Origin of the sequence: Mesorhizobium sp. M1163 (genome assembly GCF_040318415.1) — a bacterium.
Classification (GTDB): Bacteria; Pseudomonadota; Alphaproteobacteria; order Rhizobiales; family Rhizobiaceae; genus Mesorhizobium.
The window spans coordinates 1-12,483 of record NZ_JAMYMF010000007.1 but is presented as its reverse complement, the minus strand read 5'-3'; the positions used below and the strand labels follow the sequence as shown (position 1 = coordinate 12,483).

Here is a 12,483-nt window from a genome sequence, read left to right as displayed (position 1 = left end):
CATGGACACGGAGTGCGTTCTAAGTATCCAGGGCATGACGAAGCGCCTCGAAAGCGGGGGTTCCCAATTCATTCTCGAGATACCCGAGCTCAATCTTCGGCGGGGGCGCTTTTACGGGCTGGTCGGCCGCAGCGGCAGCGGAAAGAGTACCCTTCTTGACCTGCTGGCGATGGTCGCAAGGCCATCGGAGGTGAACCGCTACGAACTGCGGGTCGGTGAAAAGACGATCGACCTGTCACGCATGCTGCTGAACGGAGAGGACCGGGAGATCAGCGCAGTGCGCTTGGCCCATTTCGGCTATATCCTGCAGTCCGGAGGGCTGTTTTCCTTCCTGACGGTTCGAGAGAATCTTCAGCTTCCTTTCATGCTCGACAACCGCCCCGCAGACCAAGCGTTCATCGAGCGTCTGGTCGAGCTTTATGACATGAAAGGGCAGCTGGATAAGAAGCCCTCCAGTCTTTCTGGCGGCCAGAGACAGCGTGTGAGCATCTTGCGCTCGCTGTGTCTTAGTCCGGATATCATCCTCGCCGACGAGCCGACTGCCTCCGTCGACGAGAATCTCGCCGACAAGATCATTGGCGAGATGAAGCGTCTCGCGGCGTCCACCAAAGCGACAGTGATCATGGTCTCGCATGACCTCGACCTCGTTAAAGCTTTTGCCCACGAGGTGATCACGCTGAAGCCACGCTACGAGAGTGCTCAAGTCACTCGTACAGTGATCAGTGCAGGAGACCCTTCTTGAAAGAGCCCCTGTTCAACCCGTACTGGGCGAGCGTCACATTCATCGCCACAAAGGATCTGGTCAGCGAGAAGCTGATCACCTTCTGCATGATTCTTTCGGTTGCCGCAGTCCTTACCCCGATCATGTTGCTGACCTCGGTCAAGGTGGGGTTCATCGATCGTTTGCGAAGCCAATTCATTCAGGATTCGAGTTTCCGCGAAGTCCGACCGGTCAACGCCGACTTGCGCGACGAACCATTCTTCGTCGAGCTTCGCAAATGGCCCGACGTAATCTACGCCATGCCCTCCGTGATGCTGGTGCCAAGGGAAGTTGACATCCGCTATCAGGTAAATGGCAAGGTCGGGAAATCGAGCGCCAGGCTTTTCCCTTCTGACAGTTCCGATCCGTTGCTCGTTCATCTGAGCGGAAAGCCTCCGCATGGCGACGAGGTCGTGATTTCATCCGACGTCGCTAAAGGCGCAGGTGTGGACATCGGGTCTCCGATAACCCTGACGATAGACCGTATCGAAAATGACGAACGCAAGCGCGTGGAGCTGCCGCTGACTGTGGTCGGCATCGTTCCTGACGCGGAACTGCCGTTGCCATCACTTCTGGCAGATCCGGAGATCGACCGGGCGGTCGAGAGTTATCGCGCTGGAATCTCCGTTGCCGAGCGCGGCTGGCCCGGGGTCGTCTCTACTCCGAAGCAAAGCTTCGAGAAATTGATCGTCCTCACGAAGTCTAATTTGGGAGAGACCAGGGTCAGCGACCTGCGCATTCGGCTTGGCGCGGACAAGGTCTCCGATGCGGCACCCGAGCAATACGCCGCCGAAGTAGGCCTACCCTCAGGCAAAGCCAAGGCGCAACCCGGTTGGGTGCATGCCTATCTCGTCGAAAAGAGTGGCGGCCGTTTTAACGGAGACGATCTGCTCGAAGCGGCCGCCGTGCTTCACAACGACGAAACCCAAGTGATCGGGATTAACCCTCCGCTTCAGGCCACGCTCCTGGGACGAAATGTATCCGTCGCCGGACTAGACCAGCGCCTGTTCGGAGACCTGGTGCCGACCGCTGCTGACTGGAAGGTCAAGCCAGGCGCAAGCTTCCCTTTCAATAACGGGGTGTTCCTGCCCGAGACGCTTGCCGGAGCATGGAAAGGTAGCAATGGAGACAAGGCGCCTTTACTGACGATTTCATTGCCTGAGAACTGGACGACCAAATCACTTGCCATCGGCGTGCGGATACTAGGCACCGCCCCGGGCGGTGATGTGATTGTAAGCCCCAGCTTGCTGGCTATGATCTATCGAGGGACCGGCGTTCCCATCGCCTTTGATTCGATCGGCTCCAATATCGTCGAGCAGTCCGCCGGATACCGCGGCTTCCGCGTGGTAGCCAGCGGCATCGACGCAGTGCCGCAGCTGGTTCAGAAATTCTCCGAAAGTGGCATTGCCGTCCGCGCGAGATCCGACGAGATACTGAAGCTGCAGCAACTCGACCGCAGCCTGACTACATTAGTGATTGTCGTCGCTGCCGTGGCCTTGGCGGGAGGCTTCTCGATCCTGTCGGCGAGCTTCTTCGCCAACGTGCAGCGCAAGCGTGTTGACTTTGCAACCCTGCGGCTCGTCGGGATGCAGAAAGCGCAGGTTTTCCGTATCCCTCTGGTCCAGGCTGTGATCATCGCCTGTGCGGGGTTCCTGCTGTCGTGCGCGCTATATTTTACCGTCGCGGCACTCCTCAATGGTGTCATCGCTGCGCAGCTCGGCTTCGACGGCCAGCTTTCGAATTTATACTTGTGGCACTTCTTGGCCATCGGCGTGTTCGTGATCCTCGGGTCGTGCATAGCTTCCCTCTCCGCTTCCCGGGAAGCCACCCGCATCGATCCGGCGCAGGCCCTTCGGGCGGCCTGATGCGTGCGTCCGCCATATTCCGCATCCCCCTCGCGATTGTATCCGCGGCGGTCGCGCTACTGTTCCTATGCGAAGATTGCTTTGCCCAGCATGCATGCGAACGAGTGCTGCTGAGCCGCGAAAATCTTGCGAAATGGTACAATCCGAAGCCCGAGCCCACCGATTTCCTGATGCCCATGCCAGGCGGCATGTTCCTGACGTTCGTGCCCGTCCCGCTTTCAGGGAGCGGTCTGTTCCTGGACGAGAAATCCACTTATGTCATGGGTTCGGTCAAGGCGAAGGCATTTGCGTTCGAAACGCCGCTTCAGGTGCGCGTCGGTTCTGCCGTGACTGATAGTCAACAGCACGCGGAGTTGCTGATCGGGAAGTATGAGTTCTCCAAGGGTCAATACGCCATGGTGATGGCTCATGGCGATGTCGCCAAGGGAATCCAGGAACTTTCTGAACGTTCCCACGACCCAGAAATTCCGACAATGCTGGGCGCTTACCTTCGGGTCGGTGATCCCTGCTACCACATCATGACTCAGGCCATCGTCGACTATCTTGCCCAGCCACTGACTTACCTGACCTATGGCGACCTCATCGCAGTGATCGACCGCATGAACCTTGAATGCATCCATGCGGCTGCCTGCCAGCGTATACTAGTCGGCCTCGGACGAAATCCGGACTTTCCTGGCTTTATCCGCCTTCCAAGCGAGCACGAATGGGAGTTCGTAGCGCGAGGTGGACGGGATTTCGCTGAAGGCAAGCTGACCCGTGATGCCTTGCAGGCCGACATGCCCTTTATTCCACCGGGCAAGACTCTCAGCACCTACGCTCACGTCGACAAGGATCCCTCGCATCTCGAACCGATCGGCTCCCGCGAGGGATGGTTCGGACTCCACGACATGCTGGGCAATGCAGAAGAATTGATGGGAAACCCGTTCACAGCCGAGAACGGATTCGGCGCAGTCGGGGCCTATGTGGCGCGGGGCGGCAACTTCAGGGTTCCCAGTTCCGAGATTCGCGTCTCCATGCGGGTCGAGGTGACGCTATTCCGTCGGGACGATACGACTGGAGCCATGAATTTCCAGTATTTCCCGCATACAGGTATCCGTCTTGCGCTGGGATTGCCAATTGTCGGAGCGATCCGCCGTACCGGCGATGACCTTGGAACGCTCGCCCAAGGCTGGGCGCCCGTTTCGGAGGCTGGCGACGTTGGCGGAAACACAGTTAGTGACGCCCGTGACTTGGGAGCGCTGACTAGCAAAGGTCTGGAGGGCAGGGACACGGTGTCTCTCAAGAACAGTGACGCCGTTGACTACTATGCGTTCGATCTGAACGACTACGCTACGATGCAGCTGGACCTGACGCTCGATGGCATCGTGCAGGTCTCGTTAACCGACGAAGCGGGCAAATCATATCTCGAACGCAGGATAGACCGATCGACCAGCGCGCCGATCTCGACCGACAACCTGATGCCGCAAAAATACAATCTGCGGTTCGAACGTGTCAGTTCCGGACCCGATGCCGCCAGCTACCAATTCAAGATTAGCCGCACCCTCATTCCGGACACGGGCGTACCGCGTCCCGAAACTGCCGGTCTTGGCAATGCTGCGCGCATCGACGCTGCCGGATTGACCTACCAGGGGTTCGTTGGAAAAAGCGACGGCACGGATGTCTATCCGGTTACCATGATGGGTGATGCCGGCGGTCTGGTCGCCACGATCCGCGACCAGACGGCCCCGGTGACCCTTACATATCTCGATAAGCGCCACATGAGCGTCGCCAAGACCACCTTCGCACCGGGCCAGTCCGTACAGCTTGCCGCTCCCGTTTCCTTTCTCGAACGAGGCTTTGTCCTGATCACGGCCGACCCGAACACCTCAACCCTTTATACGCTCGACCTTCGGGCCAAGGCGCTTCACGATCCGGAGTTCGCGACGAGCTTCAATCGGGCTAGACGGGTCGCCTCACCCAAAGAGAACTACAGCGGATATGTCAGCCCCAGTTCCCCCAAGCTGATGATGGCGATCAAGTTGGATGCTCCGCACAAGTTGCGCGTGGAGATGACGAAACTTGACGCCGACGTGGACCTCGATCTCGCCAATTCTGATGGGACCCCGATGGAAGGTGACCAGCACCGCACTGGGACTTCTCCCGAATTTTTCGAGCAAAGCCTGCAGGCAGGAAAATACTACATTGTGGCAACTCTGAAGGACGAGGCTAATCCTTCAAGGCTCAACATCTATTTCGATACTCTCGAATACTTAACCACAGCAAGGAGCGATCCCGCGATTGCCCGAGCGCAGGCGACAAGCGTCAGTCCACCCGATAAAGATGGAGACTACTACAACCTTACCAACAATGGCGCGGCTCAATACTTTTCCTTCTATCCAGCCAGTATGGCCAGAATGCTCCTGACAGCTGAAATAGGTGGCTTTCCAGCGGATGCTGACCTCGACCTTTTCCTCGAGGACTCCAATGGAGCCGTGCTGGCCAAGTCGAGCGGTCCCGGAGACACCGCTGAGACGCTGAACTATGTAATACCGATCGGAAACAACAAGTACTACATCCGTATCCAGCCCCAAGGGACAAGCATGCAGGCGTACTACCATCTCGCGATGAAAGGCATCAACGGCATGTCTGACCCCGATCTCTCGTGGATGGGCGGGCACGTCGGAACGGAACAGGATTGGCAAATCTACCAGGACGGAAACAAGTGCTACATGGTGACCATGGGCGGCGAAATCGAGCCCGCATTGGGCTGGTTGGAGGAACGGCCCTATTTCTATATTGGTGTTGAGACCAAAAACAACGGCGTCTGGTTTTCGATGCAAAGGTCCCGTGAACCTGGCGGCCGGGACATCTACCAGTCCGATTCGATTTCTGCGACCGTAACCACCCGCAACGGATCATCGAAGCATCCGGCGATGTCCTTTATGCCCGACGAAAACGAACTGAAACCAAACACAACAAGGGGCTGCGGGAAGGGAGTGCAAAGCTGCCTCGACACCGATACCTTAAAGTTAATGTCATCCGGTGCCACGATAAACATAGTTGGCAAAGCAGCGGCCGACGGCACCAACACCTACGTTGCGTATAGCCTCTCGGGTTACCGAAACGCTGCCAAAAAGATAATTGCGCTTTGTCGTGCCAAGACGACATGGATTCTCGGCCGCTGAAACAGTGGCCTAACGAGCCGCGACGCTCATTTTGGCGGATCGTGGCGTGCAGGTAGACGTCAAGCGTGTCCGGTCACTGGTCCCCCCTTTTTCAAGAGTCCGGGCCTGGTGCTCGTAAGAAAACGTCATGCCGGGCCGGACTTCGATAGCCTTGACGACGACGTCCGAAGACCGCCGCGGCGACGGGTGGCTGTTAGGTGTGCGTGTCGGATCGCATCCGGCGAAGCGTTGAACGCCTGGGTAAGGGATTCCGGCCGCAGATGCTGATGTCAATGCCGCTGTCCTCACTATGTGAAACTCGCGAGTCCTGATTCAGGAAACAGAAGTAATGGGGGATAAGCGGAGAAGCGCTTCGACTTGATGGCGTCGCGAAATGAAGGCTTGGTATCAGCGTCTTCTGATTTGGCATTGAACATCTGGAACTTGGGAATCTTCTTTCGCCCCTGAAGGGCACGAGCCACCAACGACCCTCACGAGCTTGTGATTGCCGTTCTCGCCGGCCGTGACGAACGGCACTTCTTCCGTGGGCGCAATGTTGTGGCGCGGCGCGTCATTGCGGCCGATTTCGGCCGGCGTTGTCAGGCCGGTAGAGCCGATGGATTTCCGACCAGGTCCAATACCGAGTGTAACGTCCACACATGCCATTGCCTCAATTTCGCAGGATCTCAGGGACCCTCAGCGCCCGAGGTCAGGAATTCTCTTGTACTCGCCTGTCCGGCGCCAGACACCACGCGCCTTTCAGTCTTCTCGATCGCGCTTTGGATCGAACATCTCGCCTGGGAAGCGGTCAAGGAACGCTTGTGCGGACGCCTCGTCGGCGAAGCAGTAGAGCCGCCAGTTCTCATATTTATAGTCTAGCCATATCGCCTGCACCTGTTTTAACAACGGGCTCGGCCCGCGTTCTTCGCAAAACTTGCGGATCAACGCGAGCTGTGTCCTGTGCATAGATCATCAGGCAGTGCGATTTGATACGGCCGTTCCCGGTCGATCCTGGCAAGCGACGGGCCACGGCTACGCATGCATCAGTGCGAGGTCGATTTCTCGGCTGCCTTCTCAAGCGCGTCGATGGCATCGAGCACAGCTTTCCGCTTCAGCTCAATTGGCTGGTCAGGGTAGAAGTACGAATGAACAAGCCTCGTATAGGCGACAGTCACATCCGCTACGAGATCCCGAGCATTTTCGAGCTCGTCAGCAACCCGGTACGCCAAAATTAAAACTTTCTTGCTTGCGTCGCTGTGGTCATCTTTGACTTCGACGATGGCACGAAGCCTTGCTAAAGCTGTATCCCAATGCTGTAGCAGGCGCAGCGCGCCTGCGGCCGTATGAACACTGCTGGCTAGCTGTCAAACCCCGCTGTGGCGCCTTTTCTCGGCCCGATACAACCCAGTTCCGGCCCGCCTACGCGATGGAACCGAGACTAGGCCCGGCCGGTCTGCGACGCGGGGACGGAACATGACCATTTTAATAAATTAGCTCTAGCGAATAAAAGGTCTACACTGTCACTATCTGGCGGTCGCCAGCTTCGACTTGGGGGGTATCCTCAGGTTTGCACGTGCCATTTGTACGAACATTGTTAGGCCATACGGAGCGTTGGCATGAAAGCTCACCAAGTCTTGGCGACTGCCTTAGTTCTTTTGTGTTGTTGCGGCACATCGCATGCCCAAACAAAAGAGGATCTTGATAGGGGTCGTGGCAAGTCGGGCCTGCCTGTCGGATCTTTCAAAGTTCAAGAGGATAAATTATGAGGATCACTGCGGGGAGAATTTTTTGAAAACCATGTCAACTCACGATGCCGAAACTTGTGAAAATGAGACCGACACTATCAATAACACTATTTCAGCTTATAACGATTTCGTGATCAAATGCCGCTTTGCTCACAAGCCCGATACGCCTTTGAAGAAGTCGAGCTCGAGTGGCGGGGGGTCCGAGCTTCAACTGCAGCGCGAATCTTGAACAGGTTGAGCAGGCTATATGTGCGGATGCATCGCTATCAGGCAAAGATAGAGACCTCAACGAGGTCTATAGCGATCTTAGGCGTTCTCTGTCAGGAAATGAGCGCCAGTCGTTGGTCGACTCGCAGCGCGCATGGATCCAGAGACGAAACGACGACTGCAGCGGTTCGAGCAAAGCTAGTTGCATAGGCGACGCCTACGTCGCCCGCATCAAAGAGCTTCAAGAGGAAAAGAACGCAAAAGAAGGTGAGGATGCTCAGCTCGCGAAAGCCTTGGCCGAACAGGAGAGGAACAAGCAAAAGATTCGGCAACAGATCGAACAAGACAATGCAGGGCAGGAGTCCATAATGCCGGTGAACCGCGACTGCCAACTGTGTTGGTCTGGACAGGAGGGGTGCAACGAAGCGGGGACGCTTGGCCCGGATGGCACCATAACAACACAAGCCGGAACTGCCGAATGTTGTCACGTCATCGGACTCTGTGGCAACTGAGGAACTAACTTGGGATGAGCTCATACATGTCTGCGGTCCGACACCTGTGTCTAGCAGGCCGTTGAAGAAGTCAGGCTCTTTCGCAAACGAAGCCGGAATCGTCGGCGTTGTGGATGTAGAAGTGGCCGACGAGGCGACCTGCACTGCCAAAGACAACCCAGCCGCGGCCACAGGCTGGGTCGTTCTCATCATGCTCTCCCACGAGAATTCCGCGCAGGCTGAACCATCGCGGGTGCCATAGCGGACATCGAGGAAGCCCTTGAGTGCGCCGAAGGCGATCTCGCCATCCGCCGAGCCTTTGAATGTCAGATGGGCTTCCTCGACGAGATCGAGGAAGTCGTTGTCCCAAACATCCATCTCGATGATGCGCCAGCGGCCGGTGAAGGCCTTGGCTAAGCCGGGAACCTTGGCCATCAGCCGGTCTCCGCCATGAGCTTTGGCAGTCGCACCAGATTGTAGGCAGCGGCTGCGAAGGTGAAGGCCCATCCGACACGGTCGCGGCCGCGGAACTTGGTCTTGTGCTGGCCGGCCACGACCTTGATCCAACTGAACGCCTCTTCGATGCGCTTTCTGATGCGCTGGCTGACGGCATAGCCGCCATGTCGCGTCGTGCGCCCGTCGATCGCGGAACTGCGGCCGCTCGTGTTCTGCGCTACATATGCGGCGTCACCTTCATCGAGCGCAGCTCATTGACGAAGTCTTCCGCGTCGTAGGCCTTGTCGGCGCCGAGCGTGATCGCCTGTGGCCGCTCCGCTCGAGGTTCGATCATGTGCAGTGCGGCCACCCGCTCGATCGTACGGAAAGCGCGCTTCGGCACCAGGAACTGTCTGCGGTGCAGCAGGGGCGTCGGATTTTTCCATCAGATTGCGAAGCACAGCACTGCTCGCAAACAACGCGGTGCTCATTTGGGTCCAAGAACACCAGAACGCATGGTCAGAGCCGCAAGGGGAAGCCAAGGAGGCGATCGGTGAAACTGCTCAACAAGCTAGCGTGGCGAAACCTTCGCCGCGCCAGACCGTTTATTCTGCTCCAGGAGAGGTCCATTCATGCCCAGACGAGATGCAAAAAACCCAGCGGCCAGACGGCCAACGAGCCCTCGTTCGCGTCCCCTGAAAGGCGAGGAGACGGAAGTGAACCACATCGTCGAAACGCAAAGTGTATCGCCAGCCCAGGCGCGAGAGCTTGTGCGGCGGCACGGAAACGATTGGCGTAAGATCGATGAAGCCGCCAAGTCTTATAAGGACGACAGCTAAGCACTTCTAAGCCGGGGGGAAAGGGAGCTTTGTCACGGCAATCCGCGGAGTTGCAAATTGAGCGGATCGGCTTGAGGCGACGAATGACCACTATCGCAACGTTCATGGTCAGCCACTATATTCCCGGCGGGATGCCGCCATGTCCAGAACTCTGATTGTCGTTGGTCTGATTATAGTTGCCATAGGCCTATTGTGGCCCTGGTTGTCGCGGGTCGGTCCGGGCAGATTGCCCGGTGACATCGTGATCCAACGTGAGAACTTCACGTTTTACGCTCCGATCGGCACTGGGATTCTGATCAGCATCGTGCTTTCGTTTGTTCTGTGGCTACTCAACCGATAGCGAGGACGGCGAGCCCGCGTCGCCGGAGGAAAAGAAGGACGTGGGCCGATCGGAGCTATCCGATCTGCAGCAAAAATATGAGGGAAAGAGTTTGCTGCGTGGGCAGAACTTTCCCTACGCGCCGGTGTTCCATCGCGTGAGTGAAAAAGCCCGCCGCACAGTTTGATGCGGCGGGCCGATCAAGCGCTGTTGCACCCGGCGGGGGCTCGGGTCGGGCATGCCCGGTGCGCGCGGATCACAGGGATTTTAGATGCATCAGCTGCAATACGTCCACCAACCGACGGTTGGACAACACGAGGCTTGATTCCGAGCGCTTTCTCTCAGTGCCGAAGGGACAAGATAGTTGCAGGAACTCAGCCTTGGCGCGGCACGTTGCTAAGTCGTTGACCATCGCAAAGGATGTATGCAATGGCGAAAGACATATCTCGCGAGGAAGAGCAACGCGGCACCGAAAAAGTTCTCTTCTGGGGCGCTGCGATCGCTCTTGTCCTTTTTGTGTCTCTGCTGACCATCGCCCTCGTCGGGACGTCCTCATCTTTTTAGACAGCAGGATTGGACCGGCGGGCGCGAGGTCTTGTGAGCTTAGGGGCGGATGCCGGGCTGCTGCACCCTATAAGCCGCTCCCATCCGCCGTTTGTCTTCTCAATCGCGAGTCGAGCAGCAACGCGCTGAATTCAGAAAATTAATTGCCACCTACAGCAACACTGCCCCAATCCGACCCGATCGGCTGTCCTTCGCTGGAGACGAAAAGCCACGAGCGGACGCTACAGGCCCAACTTCTCCCGGAGTGCATCAATGCGTTTAGAAGCTTCCGCCTTGCTGAGGCCATCAGCATAGGCGTCAGGGTCGTCGGCCTGTTCGGCAAGAGTTTTCAAATAGGAGGCTTGTGCGGGAGTCATTGGGTCATCTCCGCTGACCCAATCTTCCGGGTCCTTTTCCACATTTGCCGAAGCCTCGATTTTTGGGTTGTGCCGGTCGACCATGCTCAATCTCCCTTGATGATCACCACAATGAGAAATGATCATGATTTGTTCCGCCACATTGTTAGCCTTCTCTGACCGTTTGCATCGGCCCGGTCTGCGGATCGAAGAGAACCAGCGAAGGCCGCCTTCGAGCGGCGCTTTTGCTTCGACTGCGCTGTCGTAGAAAAGCTGCTCCGTCGTATTTTTTTAATGAATACAGTTACTTCAACAGTCGAAATGGAATCGCGTGAGAGCTGTTGCAATCGGCCGCTCCGCCGCCTATTGTGTCTTGCAACAGATCCGAGTTAAACGCATGGTAACTGTTGAATTGACTGATTTTGTTGAATTAAATAACGATCAGCGTCGGGAAAAAGTCAATTCCGACCAACGTTTCATTGCGCTCAAAGAGGCCCAAAGGAAGGCGAAGAGCTTTCGGGGATCCCTCGTCTGGCACACCGTGAACGGCAACGACCATTTGATGCGAAGCTACTACGACGCCGCTGGCGTACGACACCAAAAGGCAGAGGGTCGGCGCTCGCCGGCGAGCGAAGCTGTCAAGGCGGATTGGGAAGCCGCTCGCGCGTCCGCCCAAGAAACGCTCTCTGCGCGACAGGAGCAGATGGAGCGCCAATCTGCTGTCAATCGCGCGCTCCGGCTTGGGCGTGTTCCCCTGATCGCCGCAAGAATTATCAGGGCAATCGATAACGCCGGTCTTCTCGGGGAAGGCATTCGTATTGCCGGCACGAATGCGATCTACGGCTATGAGGCGGCGGCGGGAGTGTTCGTGGATCCCGGAATCACATCGACGCAAGATATCGATCTCCTCATGGACTCGCGTCAGTCCCTCAGGATCATGTCTGGCGCCAACGTCGAAGATGGAGCGCTCATCAACCTTTTGCGCAAGGTCGATCGGTCTTTCGAGCGTTCATCCGCTACGTTCCGCGCGGTGAACCGCGACGGATACCTCGTGGATCTGATCAAACCGCTCGCAAACCCGGCGTGGAAGCCGAGCCGGGAAACTGTCGGGAAGGCCGACGACGAATTGGTCGCCGCCGAGATCGCCGGCCTGGCATGGTTGGAAAATGCCCCTGCTTTCGAAGCAATCGCCATCGATGAAAAAGGCGGACCGTTACGGCTCGTGGTTCCCGATCCGCGTATTTTTGCCGCTCACAAATTCTGGGTCTCAAAACGAGCTGACCGCGAGCCAATCAAGCGCCGTCGCGACCTGGCCCAAGCGCAAGTGGTTGCCCGGCTGACGACGCAGTATCTCGAGCATCTCCCCTACGAAGCAAGCGACCTTCGGGTCCTCCCAAGGGCCGTTTTCGACGAGGCCCATCATTTATTCGCGCGACAGGCAGATCTCGGAAGTTGAGGCCTGCCAGGGATCAGCAGGATGACGATCCGGCCAACGGCGGCATCCGTCGTCAGCCCGAGCTTCCCGAACACGAGGACATCGCACCGGAGCGAACGCCACGGCGCGACGATGAGTTCGATCTCGACCGGGACGAGCCCGACGATGACGCCGTACGTCGTCGCAGTGTCGATCAAGCCATGAGACGCGCAGCACGTCAGGCCGCTCTTGACCCCAGTGATGGCATTGAGCTTTGAGCCCATGAAGAACGCCAAGAAAAAACGTCTCTCTGCCTATCTTGATCCTGACGTGATGAACGCACTGGCTGATTACGCTGGGCGGCGC

Annotated in this window: 11 protein-coding genes and 2 pseudogenes; 9 read left to right on the top strand and 4 right to left on the bottom strand. The window is 57.4% G+C overall.

Features of this window, described 5'->3' with window-relative positions; all coding sequences use genetic code 11:
- The first annotated feature begins 1 nt into the window (after position 1).
- The 3 genes from NKH43_RS08715 to NKH43_RS35280 are packed head-to-tail and all read left to right on the top strand — an operon-like array spanning position 2 to position 5,789.
- A complete protein-coding gene (locus NKH43_RS08715; RefSeq protein WP_352857511.1) occupies positions 2-742 on the top strand; it encodes an ABC transporter ATP-binding protein in 741 nt (246 codons plus the stop codon).
- Positions 739-2,625, top strand: coding sequence for an ABC transporter permease (locus NKH43_RS08710; protein WP_352857509.1), 1,887 nt, complete (start codon positions 739-741; stop codon positions 2,623-2,625). The genes NKH43_RS08715 and NKH43_RS08710 overlap by 4 nt, the downstream gene beginning before the upstream one ends.
- A complete protein-coding gene (locus tag NKH43_RS35280) occupies positions 2,625-5,789 on the top strand; it encodes a formylglycine-generating enzyme family protein (protein ID WP_502906462.1) in 3,165 nt (1,054 codons plus the stop codon). The genes NKH43_RS08710 and NKH43_RS35280 overlap by 1 nt, the downstream gene beginning before the upstream one ends.
- Before the next feature lie 738 nt (positions 5,790-6,527).
- On the opposite strand, the gene NKH43_RS08695 is transcribed toward NKH43_RS35280, so the two are convergent.
- Positions 6,528-6,713, bottom strand: coding sequence for a hypothetical protein (locus NKH43_RS08695; RefSeq protein ID WP_352857507.1), 186 nt, complete (start codon positions 6,711-6,713; stop codon positions 6,528-6,530).
- A gap of 988 nt (positions 6,714-7,701) precedes the next feature.
- On the opposite strand from NKH43_RS08695, the gene NKH43_RS08690 reads away from it, so the two are divergent.
- On the top strand, positions 7,702-8,232 hold the full coding sequence (locus NKH43_RS08690) for a lysozyme inhibitor LprI family protein (RefSeq protein WP_352857506.1): 531 nt from the start codon (positions 7,702-7,704) through the stop codon (positions 8,230-8,232).
- A 70-nt stretch (positions 8,233-8,302) separates the two neighbouring features.
- Here the strand turns inward: NKH43_RS08690 and NKH43_RS08685 are convergent.
- Positions 8,303-8,646, bottom strand: a pseudogene (locus NKH43_RS08685) (hypothetical protein).
- Positions 8,646-9,022: pseudogene (locus tag NKH43_RS08680) on the bottom strand (transposase); the annotation flags it as partial. The pseudogenes NKH43_RS08685 and NKH43_RS08680, both read right to left, overlap by 1 nt.
- Before the next feature lie 340 nt (positions 9,023-9,362).
- On the opposite strand from NKH43_RS08680, the gene NKH43_RS08675 reads away from it, so the two are divergent.
- The 3 genes from NKH43_RS08675 to NKH43_RS08665 all read left to right on the top strand — a co-directional run bounded on the left by NKH43_RS08675 (position 9,363) and on the right by NKH43_RS08665 (position 10,368).
- Positions 9,363-9,485: a hypothetical protein gene (locus tag NKH43_RS08675; RefSeq protein ID WP_292654615.1), complete on the top strand. Its 123-nt coding sequence runs from the start codon at positions 9,363-9,365 to the stop codon at positions 9,483-9,485.
- A gap of 139 nt (positions 9,486-9,624) precedes the next feature.
- A complete protein-coding gene (locus NKH43_RS08670) occupies positions 9,625-9,825 on the top strand; it encodes a DUF2905 domain-containing protein (RefSeq protein ID WP_352641483.1) in 201 nt (66 codons plus the stop codon).
- 408 nt (positions 9,826-10,233) lie between these two features.
- Complete coding sequence (locus NKH43_RS08665; protein WP_352857504.1) at positions 10,234-10,368, top strand: hypothetical protein; 135 nt, start codon at positions 10,234-10,236, stop codon at positions 10,366-10,368.
- A 221-nt stretch (positions 10,369-10,589) separates the two neighbouring features.
- Here the strand turns inward: NKH43_RS08665 and NKH43_RS08660 are convergent, their stop codons facing one another.
- Complete coding sequence (locus NKH43_RS08660; RefSeq protein ID WP_502906461.1) at positions 10,590-10,850, bottom strand: DUF3072 domain-containing protein; 261 nt, start codon at positions 10,848-10,850, stop codon at positions 10,590-10,592.
- Between the two features lie 250 nt (positions 10,851-11,100).
- On the opposite strand from NKH43_RS08660, the gene NKH43_RS08655 reads away from it, so the two are divergent.
- Entirely contained in the window at positions 11,101-12,159 is a 1,059-nt protein-coding gene (locus NKH43_RS08655) for a GSU2403 family nucleotidyltransferase fold protein (RefSeq protein WP_352857503.1), read from the top strand.
- A gap of 21 nt (positions 12,160-12,180) precedes the next feature.
- Positions 12,181-12,342 carry a hypothetical protein gene (locus tag NKH43_RS08650; protein ID WP_502906460.1) on the top strand — a complete coding sequence of 54 codons (162 nt, stop codon included), beginning with the start codon at positions 12,181-12,183 and terminating at the stop codon, positions 12,340-12,342.
- The last annotated feature ends 141 nt before the right edge of the window (positions 12,343-12,483 follow it).